Consider the following 17,002-nt stretch of genomic DNA (forward strand, 5'->3'; position numbering starts at 1 on the left):
TCCTCTTCCAAACGTGCGGCCAAGACCGGCCACAGTGGAAGAGTGTCATATGCGGGCCTGGTGTTCGGTGTTGTTGGTGCCGAAGTTGCCGATCATCTTACGATACAGCCAGTTCTCCTCGTTGGTCGCGTGCGAACAACCGAGGAAAGCGACGCCCTTCGCCGAACCGGAAACCCTACCGCTGACGTCGACCGGAACAGCTCCACGGGCGGTAACCATCGCCGCGGCGATCTCACTCATCGCGTTATCCCACGGAATGGCTGCCCAGGCTCCATTTCCGGTGCGCTTCATCGGTCCGTTAGTGCGGCTGGCTGTCCAGACGCTATCGGCTGTGCCGACGCGCTGTGTGTTGTTAACCAACTGGATGGCCGCGCTGCCTTTGCTGCAGAGCGCGCCTTTGTTGATTACACAGTCGGTATCACCCTTGATATCAACGACGTTTCCGCCCAGCGTGCCGACTTTCATATTGCAGCCGACCGAGCAGTAAGGACACGTCGATATTACGTTGTAGTTGTTATCTACGGTGATCTCGTACGCTGCCGCCGACATCGGTGTAACGGCCGTATCCAGAAGCGACGTAAATCCGCCCGCCGCGCCTGCCGCCGCAGTTACTTTCAAGAAATCTCGCCGGGTTAAACCGGTCTGCTTCTTGTTTGTTTTGTCTTCCTTTGCCATAAACTATCTCACCTCCTTTTTACTTATTGTGGCAGCGTTCGCAAACGCCGCGGTTGTCCGCGCGCAATAGAGCGCTTGAGTTCGCCGGTGGTACGCCGTCAGCGTTTAGATAAACAGGACTGTCTTGACCGTTGTAGTCCCTGTTGGGCAGCGTATTGCTGCTGCTGTCCGCGTAACCGTCCATGATCGCGTTCGTGCCGTGGGCCCGGTGACAAGTCAGACAACCCATCCAGTCAGACGTCAATCCTACTGTGCCGTCATTGTCGTGAATGGTGTTGGTCTGGTTGGCAGCTCTGTCCAGCGTATTGAACGCGTCGTGCTCCAGCGGTATCCAGGTCTGGTCGCCCCACGGTGTGTTGGCCGCACTAAGATTGTCAACAATCAAGTGGCGGTCGCCGTAGAAAGTACTCAACGCGACATTGACCGGGTGCCGGTGGCGTACAACGTCACCGTAACCGATTGCCGGATCATAACCGTCGGCGTTGTACTCTAACTGGCCGCTCGACGACGTTGTGTTATACGTCGTGTGGCAGGCCGCACACCAACCGCTCAGGCCTTTGGCCGTGCTGTTCGACCGTGCGTACATAGCCTCGGTGTAGTTCGGCTGGTAATCGCCGGCTTCGGTTATGCCGTCGCCGTCCAGGTCGCCGTAGTTCCGGTGAAGCCTGAATCCGGGAGGACCGGTCGGCACCGGGAGAGTATCCGTGTAGATCGGATATCCTACCTCATTCGAGATGACATAAGGATTAGGCGTCGGATCGACAGCGTTAGCCAGATCGGTATAACCGCCAACTGTTACGCCGTTTACCGTGTCCTTCAGAATCCGGTAGTTGCTGGAACCGTGAGGATCGTGGCAAGCCGCGCAGTCCATAACGGAGATCGCAGTACCGGGACCCGCGTTCGGTATCCCGTCCGCGCCACCGCCGTAGGCGATGCCGCCCGCGCCGTCAATCGTGTGCGCCGACGTGACAGAACTGGCAGTGGCTCCCAATGACATGAAACCGCCGCCGTTCAGGATTCCACTTTCGGTGGATTCGGTCGTTCCGTAACCAACGCCCGTAGGACCGCCATTGGTACCCAGCGTGTCAAAAACGCCGGATTGCACGTTCGTCGAAGCGCCTATGCCCGAGTCGGCGTGACAGGTATAGCAGAACTCTTTAAGAGTCGTTGCCGTCGTGCCGATCAAGAGGGCGTTCTTGGTCAGATTGCCGCCCGGGTTGCCTGTTTCCGTCCAGGTGACTTGGCTGACCGCGGTGTGCGCCCGGTGGCAACCGGCGCAAGCGTCGGTGTCCGGATCAACGAGCTCGCCGGTGTCTATTACGCCGTTGCCGTTGGTGTCAGCGCCGATCGTAAAGACTCCGTAGCCGCCGTGCGGACCCCAGTTCGCTAGGGCTGTTCCGCTCATTAAAAAAGTCATAGCCGCTATCGCAACGATAACAACCATGACCCGCGTTGTGCTCAACCCTAACTTACTCGTAGTCTTTTTGCTCATGTTTTAACCCCCTTTCATGTGTGGATTTTTGTTACTCTTTATCTGCTTTACGCAGCTTGTTTTTATTGCCTTTCTTGCTTAAATCGCTCCTTTTCCTTGTTCGACGCGCGCGGCCAAAAAAAATATCCCGGCACCACCTCCTCGAATCAAGAAAGCGCGCGCGCCCTTATGCGCAATTACGCTCTCCTTTCCTAAAACGAGGGAGGCGCCGGGATTACTCCCTTCACCCTGACCCTCCACCTTAAACCGGCGGGGGGATCGCCCTGTGCCTCCCTCAAGGGACACACAGGGTCGGAGATTAAACACTATTAAATTGTCTGTTCCGCTTGACTCTTTTGTTTCAACGCCTCCCGACATCCTATGCCGGTCGACTTCTGCTTTTTCATAATGTTTGATACTTTTGTTACGTGCTTATAAAAGACAGAAATCCTTAACCCTTTGTCTTCGGGGAAGTTTAACGTCTCTTTTGTTTGGTCTTTAATATAAGTTACAGCGCCTGTCTAGGTTCTCTTAACTTAGTAACAATTTGTTACTATTGTGTCATCTGTTACATATTTATGGGGATAATCTATTACAATTCGATTTAAATGTCAATACTTTATGCAACAAAACTTACACTCTTTCTTTACAAGCGCTTCATTACTTCTTCACCTTCAAAGGAAGGTTGTTGAATTCCGCAAACAGATCGTGGTCCATGCTCTCCATGTTCAATTCCAGGGCTGCCTTGTGGGCGGCTTCGGTTTCCGCCAGAATCCGAGGCCTGGTAATGCCCCGTTGCGCGCCGGCGAAAATAACCGCCGTTTCCTCGTCAAGCTGGTGTGTCTTTTGATTTAACTTGATCGCGGTTTCGTCCGGATTCACCCGTACCATAAGATCCGCCGCTTTGACGTCTCCTTCCTGGTAGCCCTTGAAGTATTCGTAGGTCTCCGGAGCCACGAAGACCTTCTTGACGTTGTTCTGTAGGTCCGACAGGTGGTTGTAGCGCACGATATTCGACATGAATTGCCGGTCGGCGAAGAAACGGCGGCGGCGTCCGACGATGGCGCCCAAAAGGAGGCCGAGAGGTATCAGCAGTCCGGCCAAGGGGATGGCTTTTTTCGCCGGCTCCAGAAGCGACACTTCGCTTTCCGGCCACTCGAATACGTCCACGCGATTGTTTTCGCGGTCGGCGACGAATATCCGCCGTTGGTTTCCGCTGAGTCGTAGCCCGTTCGGATATAGCATCTGGCCCAGCTGGACGCCCTGTCCGCCAAAGACCGTCAGAACCGGTCCGTTCTTGGTGCCCTTTTTGAACACGCTGACGTCATGGCCCAGCGCGTCCACAACGTATAGACGATTCTTGGCGTCTACGGCGATGCCGCGGGGCAAACCGGTGGTCTCAACGATCCGCTCGAACTTACCGGTGGACGAGAATACCTGCACCCGGCGATTGTTGCTGTCGGCCACGAAGATTTTGCCGTCGCGATCGACCAAAACGCCGTTCGGGAAATAGAACCTGCCCGGGAACTGACCTTTCTTGGTCGCCATGGCCATCGTGCCGATCTCCCGCTCCAGTTTGCCGGACTTACTGAAGACGAGCACCCGGTGGATTAAGCCGACATCGGTCACGTACAATTTGCCTTTCGAGTCAAACGTCATCGCCATCGGAACCCAGGCGAAATCACTGTTGTTGTCCGGCACGAACCGCTTCTTGAACGTTCCGTTGGCGCCGAATATGAAGATTGTCTTAAGGCGTTTGTCGGAAACATAGACGTCGCCCGACGGACTGGCCGCTATGTAGTTGGGCGCTTTGAGTTTCTGGTCTTTGTCGATCGTGTCGAACGAGAACATGTAGGTGCCGTTCGGCTGAAAGACCTCTATTCTGCCGACCCCGAATTTCTGTGTCGACGTGGTTACGTATATGTTGCCGTTGGGATGGATCGCGACGTCGAGCGGTTTTTTAAGCGCCAGATCGCCCGGCCCGCCGGTAATGGCGAACAGAAAACCGGGCGGCGGCAGAGTCTGCCCTTTGGCCGCCTGTTCTATCTTCGGCAAGGGCTCGGCCCGGACGCTCACGTAAGCGCCGAATATGGAGATCAGCGACAATAACGCAATGGTCATCAAGGCGATAGCTATTAGCTTGTTGCGTCTTTTCCGGGCGTAATACCTCGGCAAGGCCATCGTCGGCAAAACGACCGATTTAGGCGTATTGGCTATGTTTGGCAGTTCTTGTTCCATGTGTTGCTCCTTGTTGTTGCTCTTTGGGTTTGGACCCCTCACCTCAATCCTCTCCCCGTTGGGGAGAGGGACAATCTTATCGGACCCCTCACCTTAATCCTCTCCCCGTGGGGGAGAGGGAGTCTCTTATGTCTTCTTGTCCGTTTTTTGTATCCGGGCGACGGCGTCCTTCGCCGGCTGAAAATCGGGCTTTGCTTTCAGCGCCGCCTTATAGTTCTCCAGCGCTTTCGCTTTATCTCCCTTGGCCTCGTAAGCCAGACCCATCCCGTACAGAGCGTCGGGATAGGCGGGGTCCAAGCGCAAAGCCTGTTGGAAGGCCGTAATCGCTTCGTCATTTTGCTTCTTATCCATATAGATGCGGCCGGCCAGCAGGTGAGAATCTGAATTCGATGCCTTGATCTGCAGAGCCTTGATTACATAGTCAAGAGCATGATCGTAATCCTTCAGTTTCCAGTAAGCGACGGCGCCGTAATAATAAGACTGCTCAAGGGACGGGTTTGTGCCCGCCAAAGCCGTATTTCTGTAGTATTTGATCAGCTTGTTGAAATACGTCAGCGCCTTCTCGTATTGCTCCTTATTCATATAAGCGATACCGGCGTACAGCAAGGCTTCCTGGTCGTCGCGGGCGATCTTCAAGGCCTCGTCGAACTGGTCGATCGCGTCGTCCACCTGCCCGGCCTGCATATATAGAACACCCAGCCGGACGCGCGCGCTAGAATTGCGGGGGTTGTCCCGGATATCCTTGGTCGCCTTGGCGATCTCTTTTTGTTCGGGAGTCTCCTGGCGTTGGACATATTTCGTATACGAATAGTAGCCGACGAAAAGCATCGCGAGAATGATGAAAGTGAAAGCTAGAACTCCCAGAACCATGTTCAGCCGCCGGGCGATTTTTCTATTTCGCTCCAGTTCGATATAGGCTACTTCGTTCTGTGGCACCGATAGCACAGTTCTTGGCCTCCCCATTTGGCGATCATCGAGCCGCCGCGCAATTTGCCGTGACATGTGTAGCATAGCTCGAAGCTGAAGCACCCCTTCGCGCTCTCGAAGCCGCGATCGTGGCATTCATTGCACTCAAATGGGTCGGTTTTTGTCATCTCAAAGTGAGCTTTATGAATGATTATGCCTTTACTACGCAGACGCACCGGCTCCGCCCAGGTTAGGGTGGATAACGGCGCCTTATAGTCGTCGTGGCACGGGGTACAATTGGATTCTACTAGTAACGTATTACCCTTGAACTGGTGGTGACACGAAGAACATTCCTTCTCCGTATCGGCGTGACAAACCTTACAGTCGCTCTTCATAGCCTTCGCCGTCGATTTATGCTCGCCTTCCCAGCGGGCCGGATGGGGCATCGGCGTCACGTGGCACTCGTTGCAGAAATCCTTTGTATGACAGATTTCACAGTTGGCGTCGTCGCGCTTGGTGCCGTGCGCCTTAAGCCACTTGAAGACGTTCTTGTGGTCATCCGGCTTAACCGCCTTGGCGGTGTGACAGCCGGCGCACATGTCGCTAATGTGACACGTCAAACAAGGGAAGGTGTCTGTCTTGGCTTCGTCCTTGTGTCGGCCGCCCTTGAATTCCACCGTGTGCGACGCGGGAGGATCGCCGTAGCCTTGAGGGTGGCAGTAGGCACAGGCTCCCGAGGCGACCAGGCCTTCGTCGCCGTGGCCGACATTATGGCAATTATAACAGACCGTCATGCTAGGTTTGACCGTTCCCCCGGGCTCGTGCGGGAAGCTCGTGTGGCAGACGCCGCACCTGATGCCCCGGGTAAGATGAGGGTCGTGCTTGAAGTAAAGGATCGGGTTGCTGAAATTATCCAGGTTGCTGCCGTGGCAGAACGCACATTGCGATGGGCTGACAAACGGAGACAGACTGACCGTGATCGGTACCGCCACCACCGGACCTGCCGCGGCCGCGGCCGCGGCCGCCGGCAAGCCGACAACCAGGACTATCGCCGCGACGACGACCAGAAGAAATGAATATGACGGTTTCCAGAGTCTTTGATGCATTATTTTGCCAGCCTATTTCTTCCCGGACTTGCCGCCGTTTTTCTCCGCGGCGTTGGCGCTTACCTTTCCGGATACCTTGTCGCTGAACCACGTGACAAGCATGTCTTTATACTTAATGACGATATTCTTCTTCATAAGCTTAGGCCGGCCGTGAATCATGTCGGCGAAAGCAACAAAGGGTTCGTGCGAATCGGCGTGACAACTGCCGCAAGTCTTGGCCAGGTTGCGGTCCGCCACTTTCGACGTAGAGTCCTTGGCGGGCAATATCTCATGCGAGCCGTGACAGTCCCAACACGCCGGGGCGTCCGGGGCGTCCGTCTTGTAAGCGGCTCCGTGGTAATAATCGTTGTAGGCTTCGTAGTAATCCTGATGGCATTGACCGCAGACCTGCGCGGCCGTCGCGTGAAACTCCTGCTTGTAGGCCGCGTTCTTCTTGAAGCTCTTAATGCCGTGGGCACCGTGGCAGTCGGCGCACGTCGGCGCCTTAGAGTCCCCGCCGAGAGTCAGCCGGCCATGAATACTCTTGTCATAGATCTTCAGCTGCTTGGAATGCTCGTGGCAATTCTTGCACGCCAGTCCGGCGATTGTGCGGGAGTCGGTGGTCAGCCCCTGATGAGACTGGGCAGCCGAAGCCGGATTGAAATCCGTATGGCATTTAACGCAGGCAAGTTCCTTGTGAACGGAGGACATCAGTTCGATGTCGCTGATATACAACGAGCGCTTGGCTTTGACCTGCGTCAGCTTCGGGTCACCGTGACATACAAGACAGCCTGTCTTACCGGGAATGCCGATTGTAAAATCGGATGGCGCGGCCAGAGCCGGAGTTTGTGTCGCCGTCAGGCCGGCCAGCAAACCGATTAAGACAAGCGGGCGCAGATACCAACCGGCCGTTCTTGCTTTAGTGCGTTTCAATGCTTGGAACATTTCCCGTATGCCCATGGCCCTTGCGCTCCTTGTTGTCTTTTTCTTTGTTTTCTTCGTGTTCTTCATGGCCGTGATCGCCCTTGGATAAACCAAAGAAGATCAGCAGCGCCGGATAGTCCTCAATAAACGACAGACAAAGGTGAATCATCGTGAACATCAAAAGAATCGCGGCGCATAAGAAGTGAATGACGCGCCCCCACGCCGCCGCGGCCGCCGCGCCTCCCGTGAAGTTGGCGGCCCAGCCGTAAACCGACGTCGGCCACATCAAACCGAAACCGGTTATCGCCATTATGGTCAGAAACACCGGGAACAGATAACCGTACGTCATTTTTTGCAGCGGGTTGTACTTCATCAAATGCGGGTAGGACTTGCCTAGGAACATGTAGTACATCAAGACTCTGGGGAAGTTCTTAACGTCTTTGAGTGTTATGACGAATTCCCTGCCGTCGCGGGTAAAAGCGTACCAGAGTCGCATTACGAAAATGATTATGACGGCGTACATGGCCACAAAGTGGATGTACTTCATGATGTCGCGTCCGCCCGAGAAGAACGGGAACCGGATGTATAAGCCCGACACCCAGAGGGAAATCATGCTAACGACGTGAACGCCGTGCATGATTTTCGGCATCGGCGGGACGATCGCGTCATGGTGCGGCCATTCTCCCCCGACGAATTTCCTTTTAAACCTGCCTGTAACAATATTGCCTACGATCTGAAAGACCCAGAAAAAGAGGGCTATTCCGACCAATGCCGTAGCAATAATATCGGCCCAGACGTTCACTTCAGCAAGCATTTGCTACCTCGTTTCAAGTATTCTGCCAGGTCGCGCCATTGCGAGATTGTTACAATCATTACATTGTCAGATGGCAATAATTTATCATAATGAAACAGGTATTACAAGGGACTTTGCTTAAAATACCGGCTAGCGAGCGCCCCGGCGTGCAAAAACGGTAAGGGGGGTCTTACCAAGTATCAAAAGGTCGTAACAAAAAGAGCGTTTATCAACGTATTCCAGGTCTTTAGCAATAACGTCTTTCAGCTGCAGTTCCCCGCGACCAGAAATCTGAGCCAGTCCGGTTATACCGGGTTTTACGGACAGGCGCCGTTTCATTTCCCCAGTGTAGTGCTCGACCACTTCGGGCTCTTCCGGACGCGGCCCGACCAGGCTCATGCTGCCACCCAGGACGTTGAGGAGGTTCGGCAGCTCATCCAGGCTGGTCCGGCGCAAAAAACGGCCGACGCCGGTAATCCTGGCGTCGTCCTCCTTTTGAAAAACGAACTCGTCGATTCTTTTCGGATCGAAATGTTCCATCCAGTCCTTCTCCCCGCCGGTCCGCATGCTGCGGAATTTATACATGGTAAACGGCCGGCCGTTCAAGCCGACGCGAACAGGTTTGAAAAAGGCCGGCCCGGGCGACGACAGCTTGACCAGGACGGCGAGGAGAAGCATAACCGGCCAAAAAAGGAGAATTAGTAAAACCGATATCGTAATGTCCATTAGTCTTTTAATCATGTGCGCCTCCGGCGCTATTTCGATGGTTCTTGTGACATGGGACTTCTCGACTCACTCCGTTCGCTCGAAGAGCAATTTTGCCTTGTTCGCTCGAAGAGCAATTCAATGCGTTCGCTCGAAGAGCAATATTGCCTTGTTCGCTCGAAGAGCAATATTCTATCCACTCACATGAAAAACACTTCTGTTTTTGCTGTTCGAGCGAGACCGCCGAAGGCGGACGAGTCGAGAACTGACTTATTGCGGACCCCATTCTCCGTTAATCAACTTCATCTTTTTCTCTCTAGACCAATCCTTAATCTGAATTTCCCTATGTCTGGCAGTATCGTAATCTTCGAATTCTTCCATATATGCCAACCGTCTAACACCATGTCGTGAAGTATATTTGCTCCCTAGTCTTGATACATGTTGATCGAATCTTGTATCCGGATTCCAGGTCATCCCTGTGTAGAAAGAACCGTCCTGACATTCTAAAATGTAAACGTACCACTTCCATGGTTCTTGTGACATGGGACTTCTCGACTCACTCCGTTCGCTCGAAGAGCAATTTTGCCTTGTTTGCTCGAAGAGCAATTCTTGTTTCTTTTATATTGGGGGCGGGCTTGTCCGCACTGTTATTTTGGGGCGGGCTTGTCCGCACTGTTTTATGGTTTTGTGTGTTTCTGTAAAATGTCCAAGACGGCGGCGATGACGTCTTTGACGTCGTCGTCTGTCATCCTGGGATAAATCGGTAAGGAAACCAGCCGGTCATACGCGTCCTCGGCCACCGGGTAGTCGCCCCGCTTAAAGCCGAAGGCGTCCCGGTAATAGGGATGGAGGTGGACCGGGATAAAATGCACGCTGGTCCCGATGTTCCTGGCCTTCATCTCCGAAATGAACGCGGCCCGATCCAGCGTCAGGTTCTCGAGGCGCAGCCGCACCGGATAGAGATGCCAGACGTGCCGGACGTGATCCCGCGCGACCGGCACGATAAGCGCCTGATGGCCGGCGAAAGCCGCGTGGTATGCCGCCGCTATCTCGTCCCGTCTGGCCTGGAGCCTTTCATACTTGTCGAGTTGCGCCAAACCCATAGCCGCCTGGACGTCGAACATGTTGTATTTAAAGCCCGGGTATATGACCTCGTAGTACCAGGAACCTGTCTCCGAATACCGGTCCCAAGCATCTTCGGACAAACCATGCAACGATAAGGCCGAGGCTTTTTGGTAAAGAGCCTGGTTGTTCGTTGTGAGCATGCCGCCCTCCGCTGTTGTCAGGTTCTTGGTGGCATAGAAACTAAAGCAGGTCGCGTCCCCTATCCCACCCAAAACAGTGCCTTTATACTCGGCAAACGGCGCATGGGCGGCGTCTTCGACGACTTTCAATCCATGCTCGCCGGCGATTTCCATAATCGAATCGAGCGCGGCCGGATGGCCCGCGTAATGCACGGGGATGATGGCCTTGGTCTTAGAGGTAACGCGCTTCTTTATCTCGGCCGGGTCGATGTTCAGCGTCTCCGGGTCGATGTCGGCGAAGACAGGCGTCGCGCCGACATGCACGATTACATTGGCCGTCGAACAGAAGGTCATCGGCGACGTAATCACCTCGTCGCCCGGGCTTATATCCAGCGCCGCCAGCGAAAGATGCATGGCGGCCGTGCAAGAATTAACAGGTACGGCATATTTGGCGCCGCACGCTTTCGCGAATCGCCTAGAGAATTCCGCGGTCTTCGGCCCCGTGGTGATCCAGCCGGATTCCAGGGAGTCCGTTACCTCGGCTATCTCGGCTTTGTCTATCGACGGTAAAGCAAACGGCAGAAAGTTGTCTCTCAACATTCGCTCCTTGTGCCTAGCCAGTGATCCACACGTGCTACTCTTACTGGCTATGACCTGTACTTTTCCTCTCCCCCCACGGGGAGAGGGTAGGGTGAGGGGGTCAGCCGCAATTATTGAAGATCGAGTCGACCGCGCCCTCGATATTTCCCAGTACATCATTATTCCATATTCTGACTACCTTGTATCCATTCTCGGCAAGCCACGCGTCGCGGACGACATCCTGCTTATTCTCGTTATGCTGACCCCCATCAAGCTCGACGACAACACGTTTTTCAAGACAGACAAAATCCGCAATATAGTTGCCGACCGGATATTGGCGTCTGAATTTGAGACCGTTGATTGCCCGCCCGCGGATATGCTTCCACAACAGACGCTCGGCATCCGTTGAGTTTGAACGAAGGTTCCGGGCTAGAGAAACGTTCTTGCGTTTGATGTTCGGCCCCCTCACCTTAATCCTCTCCCCGCAGGGGAGAGGATATTAATAATTTCGAGCTCGTCGATAGCAGCTAGGTCTGAATCTGTTTAAGCGGGCTCGTCATTTGTAAATAGAACAGAGCCCCCTCACCTTAATCCTCTCCCCGCAGGGGAGAGGATATTAATAATTTCGAGGCCGCTGATAGAAACTAGAAATAGATGTTCACACAGCTCGTCACTTTTTTATTTAGACGATGTCTTCGTATACTTTCGCCAGGACTTTGCCGGCCGATTCCCAGCTGAAATTCGATTTTACGAATTCCAGCCCGGCCCGTCCAATCTTATCGCGCCGCTCCGGATCCTGCATCAAATCGATAATCAATTCGGAGAATGTCATCGGGTCACTGGCGAAAAGCACATTGACCCCGTCCTCGACGTCTATCCCCTCGCAGGCTTCGGGCGTCGCTACAACCGGGAGACCCATGGCCATCGCTTCGAAAACCTTGTTGTTTAGGCCGGTGGCCGCCCTGATCGGGCAGACGAAAACGGTCGCGGGACCGACGATCGGCCTGAGATCCTCGACAAACCCGGTCACGGTAACATATGGATCGTGGCCTAACCTTTCTATCTCAGGCGTCGGACTGCTGCCGACGATGTTCAGTTTGACCTTCGGGATCGTCCGCCTGATAATCGGGATAACATCCTGATAAAACCATTTCATGGCGTCGACGTTCGGGAAATAGTCCATCGTGCCCATGAAGGCCATTGTGTTCTCCTGCCTCTTTGCCTTAACCGGTTTGAAATAGTCAAAGTCCACGCCGTTGGGCACGATCTCCAGTTCGGCGTCGGGACACAGGCTTAGGATGAAATCCCGGTCGTGCGGGGATATCACCAGGCTGACGTCGAACTCCAAAGGTATCAAACCTTCATAACTTTTTGTCCGGATCTTCTCTAAACGATAGACCAGACTCATCAGATCGCGGCGGTACAAAAGGAAGCGTTCGTAGTTGAGCGTCATAGAGTCGCATATATCCAGAACTTTTGGTATTTCCGGATATGGTTCCGCGTAAGAGGCCATCCGTATCAGATGGGCGTGGATGACATCCGGGCGCTCCTCCTCCACCAATTTGGCGACCGTCTGCCGCATTTCCGGAGAGGAGTAGTAATGGACCTGCAACGGTTTCTTTGAAAACAGTCCGAGGCCCGCGTTTAGGTAGGCCCTTTTCTTGTTGAAAGGTACCCGTTCGATGCGCTTGACGTATGGCAGAAGGCCGGAATAGTAGCGTCCGTCATCAGGTTCGGCGAAGGTCGCCAGGATGATCTCGTGTTTCTTGGACAGCTCCCTTATCAGGTTAAAAACCCTGAGCTTGTCGCCCCGGAAAGGCGGATACGGGAACCGGCTGGTTAAGAACAATATTTTCAATTTATCCCTTTGGCTGCTTCTCCACTCAGACAGCTTCGCTGCCCTCGGTCGAAGAATATTTTATTAATGTTCAGTGTTTCTCTTCGCTCTCGGCTCTAAGCTCTGCGCTTCTTAGGGCTGCTTCTCCACTCAGACAGCTTCGCTGCCCTCGGTCGAAGAATATTTTATTAATGTTCAGTGTTTCTCTTCGCTCTCGGCTCTAAGCTCTATGCTTCTTAGGGCTGCTTTTATAATTTGACTGTAAGCCCGGCGGTGGCGGCTGAACGGCCAACGGATGGCAAATGCTTTAACCATCATGACACGTTCCACAAACCGCGCGCCCTTGCCGCGGTGTTTTTGGAAGAAGTAGAGCCGGGATTTATACTTTTCCACCAAGACCTTCTCGGACGTCGCCGCGTCAGGCTCGCCGCTCATCCCGACATGGTGCACGACCTCCACCTCCGGAACGTAGTATACCTTGGCGCCGGTTTCCTTGATACGGACGCACCAGTCCATGTCCTCCATATACATGAAGAACTTATCGTCGAGGCCGCCTACCTTCGCAACAATACCGGCTCTGGCGATAACGCAGGCACCGCTGACGCAATCTACTTCCCGGGGTTCCAGGCTGCCGCTGTACATATCGAAGTAAGTACCGACCGTTTTACCGAACATTTTGCTGAAAACGGGAGCGGCCAGGCGGCGGGCGGTTTCGCCCGGCACCAGCCGCCTTAAACCGAACAGATGCAGAAACTCGGTCAGAAGATTGGGTTCCGAGTCAGCCGACGGCTGAGTCGTGCCGTCGTCATAGACAAGCCTGGGACCGGCGGCGCCGGCCTCCGGGTGGGCGTCCATGAACTCACGCAAGAGCTTTAAGCCGTCGGGCCTTAGCTCGGTGTCGCTGTTTAACAAAACCGCGTACGTTCCGCTCGCTTTCTCCAGCCCGATATTGTTGGCGGCCGAAAAGCCCATGTTGAACCGATTTTCGATAATCTTAACCGACGGGAATTCCTTGCGGATCGCGTCGCGGCTGCCATCGTTGCTCGCGTTATCGACGATTATGACCTCGATTTCGCCGGCGCCGCGGCTGGCGAACACCGACCGCAGACAGGCCAGAATAAGCTCCCGCGTATTAAAACTGACGACTATTGCGGATATGTCTGGTTTTGGCATTTGATTACTTCTCCACTCGCTTATGCTCGGTCGAAGAAGATTTCTATTTTGGGGTCAGACCCTTTCGTCTACGGCAAGGGGTCTGACCCCCTCGCCCTGCCTGACCCCCTCACCTTTTATTCCTCTCCCCGTCGGGGAGAGGGAAGGGAGAGGGGTTCATTGCTCTTGGCTCTTCGAACTTGGCCCCCTCACCTCAATCCTCTCCCCGCAGGGGAGAGGAAGGGTTTGCTCTTGGCTCTTGGCTCTTGGCTGTTCACTCTTGTTTTTGTTTCCGGTATGTCGGCACCATCTTGCTCATCTGGTTATTGATGCCTCCGCCGTCGTGTTCGGCGACAAGCTTCTCTAAACGATCCAGGTCGCTGGGGAATGCCGCCATGTCGAAACCGCCGTCCTGGACGATGAGGACCTTGTCTTGTTTAGTTTTAACGACGGTTTCCTTGACGCCGACCAGGTCTTCAGTGATTTCCTCGCCTTCGCGGAGCCCGGTGAACTCGATTTTGATATCCATATCCGGACGCAAGCCGCTAAGGCGGATGAGGTTCCTGGCCAGGTCGATGATTTTAACCGGTTCGCCCATGTCGAGAAGAAAGACCTCGCCGCCTTCGCCGATGGCGCCGGCCTGAAGGACGAGCTTGGTGGCCTCGCTCACACTCATGAAATACCTGGTCGCCTCCGGGTGGGTGACCGTGACCGGTCCACCGGCTTCGATTTGTTTGCGGAAGATCGGCGCTACGCTGCCGTTGCTGCCGATCACGTTGCCGAATCTGACCGCCATGAACTTTGTCTTGCTGTCCCGGCAATAATACTGCATCACCATCTCGGCGATGCGTTTGGTGGTGCCCATTATCCCCGTCGGATCGACCGCTTTATCGGTTGAGATCAGCACAAACCGCTCGACGCCATATTCTAAAGCCGCCTCAATCAGGTTTCTGCTGCCCGTAACGTTATTGCTGACCGCCGCCGCGATGTTCTCCTGCATGAGGGGAACGTGCTTGTGAGCGGCCGCGTGAAAAACGACGCGGGGCTTGTACTGGGCGAAGATGTGATCCAGCAGCGGCGCGTCCTTTATATCGCCGATGATGACGCGCAGATCCAATTCCGGGTACCGTTTCTCAAGCTCCAGGAGCAGATAATATGTGTCGTTCTCGTTGTGGTCCAGGACGATCAGGCGTTCGGGATTATACCCGGCAATCTGGCGGCAAAGCTCGGAGCCGATAGAGCCCGCTCCGCCCGTAACCAGGACGTCGGCGTCCTTCAGATACGATTCGGCTTCCGCGATATCGATTCTGACAGGTTCGCGTCCCAGCAAATCCTCAACATTGATGTCGCGGATCTGGTTTAAGTCGACCGTACCGTCGATAAGCTCGAAAACGCCCGGCAAGGTCTTGCAGTTGACTCCGGCCGCGTCGCACATATCCACGACATCCCTGATGACGGAGCTGGGCGCCGACGGTATGGCGATAATCACCTCTTCAACCTCATGTTTCGCCGCGAGAGCTGGAATATCCCGGTGCGCGCCCAGAACTTGCACGCCATGGATGCGGCGGCCTTTCTTGGCCGGGTCGTCGTCGACAAAACCGACCGGATCATAAGTTGATTCGGGATGTTTAAGCATTTCGCGGACGATGACCTCTCCGGAGTCGCCCGCGCCGAAAATCAGGACCGGTTTGGATTCCGCCAGAACGCTGCGGTGCTTCTGCAGTTCATAAATATACCTGACGCTGAAGCGCGCCCCACCGACAAGCATCACCGTTAACAAGGCGTTGATTATGAGAACAGACCTCGGAAAACCGCTGAGAGCGATATAGTAGAGCGGTATCACCGCCAGCGCGGTGCCGATGACAACGTCTAAGGCCAGGACGCGCAGCTCGCGCGTGCTGACATAGCGCCACATACGGTCGTATAAACCAGACGCAAAGAAGACGAGTAGCTGGATAAGGACGATGGCCAGGACGCTGTTGCGGAACAAGCGCATGTCCGCCGCCGGAATGCTGCCCTCGAACCGGATTAAGAAAGAGGCATACAGAGAGAAAGCCAATACGACTGCGTCGAACAGGATTTGCGGAAGGTGGGTCAGCCGGAATTTCACTTATAATCCTTGCCGACGATGACGATCACGGTCACGGTCGGATCGATCGTGCTCGATTCGGTCAGCCGGATATCCGGCAGGTCCTCCTTTAAGTCGCTCTTGACCTTGAGCGCCTTGGCGTGATTCTGTTTGTTATAGTAAATAACCGTCTTCGGGTAATCGGACCTGTCCGCGTTGCCGATTGTGGCGATATTGTAGCCGCTGTTGGCCAGGATGTCGGCGACTTCGGTGCCGACGCCTTCGGTGCCGCCGCCGTTTAGAACCTTTATCGTCACCTCGGAGGGCTCGACGTCTTCCAGAAGAAGCGGGTCGATCGGCCGGTTGTTCTTAAGGGCGTCCAATATCAGGTCGACCTTATCCTGTGTCGGCCGGACATAGCTTACCCCGTCGATCATATCGGGAACACCGGGCAGTATGACCGTCGTCAGGTTATCCTGTTTGAAAGACCTCGCTTCGTTGGCGTAGTCCAGCATCTGCGTCAGGCTCATATCGGTTTTGATGTTCTCCGTCAGGATATTGATGAGCGCGGGTATCTTAAAGGCGTTCTGAATCCTGGTCGATTCGTCCACCAACGCCCGGGCGAAATTCTGCTGATCCTCGATCCTGGCAAAATCGCCTCTCCCGGTATTGCGAAAGCGAACATAGAAAAGGGACTGGTTGCCGTCGAGCTTTTGGACGCCCGTGTCCAGCGGTTCACCCAGCTCGTCGTCAACCATCCGCTCCTTGACGTTTACGGTCACCCCGTCCAGCGCATTGACGATGTTGACGAAACCCTGGTAATCAACAACAACGTAGTGGTGAATAGGCAGACCGGTGTATTCCTGGACGGTTTTAATGGTGAGCGCCGGTCCGCCGTAGTTGAACGAGTGGTTGATCTTGTCTTTTCCGTTTCCGGGGATCTCCACATAAAAATCGCGGGGGATGGAAACCATGGTGGCTTGTTTTGTCTCGAAATTGACTCGGACGATGAACAAGGTGTCGGCCCGTCCGGTCGGATCCTCTTCGGTCACGTCCGCCCCCATGACCAGGAAGTTTACCGGCTCCTTAGGAACCGGTTTGCTGATAACGGCCGCGATGGCCTTGGCCATCAAGCCTGAAGGCTGCATCTTGCCCTCGAGGTACTTTACATAAGCGAAAGCCGACCCGGCGATGACCAGGAAAATGACCAGAACGGCTATGACGACGCGCCTGATGATAATGCTCTTGCGGGATTTCTTCGGCTTGTCGGTGCTGTCTACTGAGGGTCCTGCGGACCTAAAATGTTTACCCATATCAAAGATATA

The 17,002-nt window shown here is 54.5% G+C and carries 15 protein-coding genes and 1 riboswitch; all 15 genes read right to left on the reverse strand.

Going from position 1 to position 17,002, the window contains the following annotated elements:
• Positions 1 to 45: 45 nt before the first annotated feature.
• The 15 genes from WC891_01440 to WC891_01510 all read right to left on the reverse strand — a co-directional run bounded on the left by WC891_01440 (position 46) and on the right by WC891_01510 (position 16,990).
• A complete protein-coding gene (locus WC891_01440; GenBank protein MFA5866619.1) occupies positions 46 to 675 on the reverse strand; it encodes a twin-arginine translocation signal domain-containing protein in 630 nt (209 codons plus the stop codon).
• 19 nt (positions 676 to 694) lie between these two features.
• Entirely contained in the window at positions 695 to 2,167 is a 1,473-nt protein-coding gene (locus WC891_01445; protein ID MFA5866620.1) for a cytochrome c3 family protein, read from the reverse strand.
• Positions 2,168 to 2,334: 167 nt separating this feature from the next.
• Positions 2,335 to 2,476, reverse strand: a riboswitch (molybdenum cofactor riboswitch).
• 330 nt (positions 2,477 to 2,806) lie between these two features.
• Complete coding sequence (locus tag WC891_01450; GenBank protein ID MFA5866621.1) at positions 2,807 to 4,384, reverse strand: 6-bladed beta-propeller; 1,578 nt, start codon at positions 4,382 to 4,384, stop codon at positions 2,807 to 2,809.
• A 126-nt stretch (positions 4,385 to 4,510) separates the two neighbouring features.
• Positions 4,511 to 5,329 carry a tetratricopeptide repeat protein gene (locus tag WC891_01455; GenBank protein MFA5866622.1) on the reverse strand — a complete coding sequence of 273 codons (819 nt, stop codon included), beginning with the start codon at positions 5,327 to 5,329 and terminating at the stop codon, positions 4,511 to 4,513.
• The gene (locus WC891_01460) at positions 5,302 to 6,396 is read right to left on the reverse strand and encodes a hypothetical protein (GenBank protein ID MFA5866623.1); all 1,095 of its coding nucleotides are present in this window, start codon (positions 6,394 to 6,396) and stop codon (positions 5,302 to 5,304) included. The genes WC891_01455 and WC891_01460 overlap by 28 nt, the downstream gene beginning before the upstream one ends.
• 12 nt (positions 6,397 to 6,408) lie before the next feature.
• Positions 6,409 to 7,335: a hypothetical protein gene (locus WC891_01465; protein MFA5866624.1), complete on the reverse strand. Its 927-nt coding sequence runs from the start codon at positions 7,333 to 7,335 to the stop codon at positions 6,409 to 6,411.
• Positions 7,295 to 8,113 carry a cytochrome b/b6 domain-containing protein gene (locus tag WC891_01470; GenBank protein MFA5866625.1) on the reverse strand — a complete coding sequence of 273 codons (819 nt, stop codon included), beginning with the start codon at positions 8,111 to 8,113 and terminating at the stop codon, positions 7,295 to 7,297. The genes WC891_01465 and WC891_01470 overlap by 41 nt, the downstream gene beginning before the upstream one ends.
• Positions 8,114 to 8,242: 129 nt before the next feature.
• Positions 8,243 to 8,833 carry a sugar transferase gene (locus WC891_01475; protein MFA5866626.1) on the reverse strand — a complete coding sequence of 197 codons (591 nt, stop codon included), beginning with the start codon at positions 8,831 to 8,833 and terminating at the stop codon, positions 8,243 to 8,245.
• Between the two features lie 234 nt (positions 8,834 to 9,067).
• Positions 9,068 to 9,340, reverse strand: a complete 273-nt coding sequence (locus WC891_01480) for a GIY-YIG nuclease family protein (protein ID MFA5866627.1) — start codon at positions 9,338 to 9,340, stop codon at positions 9,068 to 9,070.
• A gap of 134 nt (positions 9,341 to 9,474) precedes the next feature.
• Positions 9,475 to 10,641, reverse strand: a complete 1,167-nt coding sequence (locus WC891_01485) for a DegT/DnrJ/EryC1/StrS aminotransferase family protein (protein ID MFA5866628.1) — start codon at positions 10,639 to 10,641, stop codon at positions 9,475 to 9,477.
• Between the two features lie 100 nt (positions 10,642 to 10,741).
• Complete coding sequence (locus WC891_01490) at positions 10,742 to 11,089, reverse strand: DUF559 domain-containing protein (GenBank protein MFA5866629.1); 348 nt, start codon at positions 11,087 to 11,089, stop codon at positions 10,742 to 10,744.
• A gap of 213 nt (positions 11,090 to 11,302) precedes the next feature.
• Entirely contained in the window at positions 11,303 to 12,478 is a 1,176-nt protein-coding gene (locus WC891_01495; GenBank protein ID MFA5866630.1) for a TIGR03087 family PEP-CTERM/XrtA system glycosyltransferase, read from the reverse strand.
• Between the two features lie 174 nt (positions 12,479 to 12,652).
• On the reverse strand, positions 12,653 to 13,630 hold the full coding sequence (locus tag WC891_01500) for a glycosyltransferase (protein MFA5866631.1): 978 nt from the start codon (positions 13,628 to 13,630) through the stop codon (positions 12,653 to 12,655).
• Positions 13,631 to 13,883: 253 nt separating this feature from the next.
• Positions 13,884 to 15,719, reverse strand: coding sequence for a nucleoside-diphosphate sugar epimerase/dehydratase (locus WC891_01505; protein ID MFA5866632.1), 1,836 nt, complete (start codon positions 15,717 to 15,719; stop codon positions 13,884 to 13,886).
• Positions 15,716 to 16,990: an LCP family protein gene (locus tag WC891_01510; protein ID MFA5866633.1), complete on the reverse strand. Its 1,275-nt coding sequence runs from the start codon at positions 16,988 to 16,990 to the stop codon at positions 15,716 to 15,718. Before WC891_01510 ends, WC891_01505 begins: the two co-directional genes overlap by 4 nt.
• Positions 16,991 to 17,002 lie beyond the last annotated feature (12 nt).

This window comes from Actinomycetota bacterium, from assembly GCA_041658625.1.
Lineage (GTDB): Bacteria > Actinomycetota > JAHEXW01 > JAHEXW01 > JAHEXW01 > JBAZZW01.

Coding starts and splice junctions, on each gene's coding strand:
- WC891_01440 (MFA5866619.1), bottom strand. CDS start 675: ATGGCAAAGGAAGACAAAACAAACAAGAAGCAGACCGGTTTAACCCGG.
- WC891_01445 (MFA5866620.1), bottom strand. CDS start 2,167: ATGAGCAAAAAGACTACGAGTAAGTTAGGGTTGAGCACAACGCGGGTC.
- WC891_01450 (MFA5866621.1), bottom strand. CDS start 4,384: ATGGAACAAGAACTGCCAAACATAGCCAATACGCCTAAATCGGTCGTT.
- WC891_01460 (MFA5866623.1), bottom strand. CDS start 6,396: ATGCATCAAAGACTCTGGAAACCGTCATATTCATTTCTTCTGGTCGTC.
- WC891_01465 (MFA5866624.1), bottom strand. CDS start 7,335: ATGGGCATACGGGAAATGTTCCAAGCATTGAAACGCACTAAAGCAAGA.
- WC891_01470 (MFA5866625.1), bottom strand. CDS start 8,113: ATGCTTGCTGAAGTGAACGTCTGGGCCGATATTATTGCTACGGCATTG.
- WC891_01475 (MFA5866626.1), bottom strand. CDS start 8,833: ATGATTAAAAGACTAATGGACATTACGATATCGGTTTTACTAATTCTC.
- WC891_01480 (MFA5866627.1), bottom strand. CDS start 9,340: ATGTCACAAGAACCATGGAAGTGGTACGTTTACATTTTAGAATGTCAG.
- WC891_01485 (MFA5866628.1), bottom strand. CDS start 10,641: ATGTTGAGAGACAACTTTCTGCCGTTTGCTTTACCGTCGATAGACAAA.
- WC891_01500 (MFA5866631.1), bottom strand. CDS start 13,630: ATGCCAAAACCAGACATATCCGCAATAGTCGTCAGTTTTAATACGCGG.
- WC891_01510 (MFA5866633.1), bottom strand. CDS start 16,990: ATGGGTAAACATTTTAGGTCCGCAGGACCCTCAGTAGACAGCACCGAC.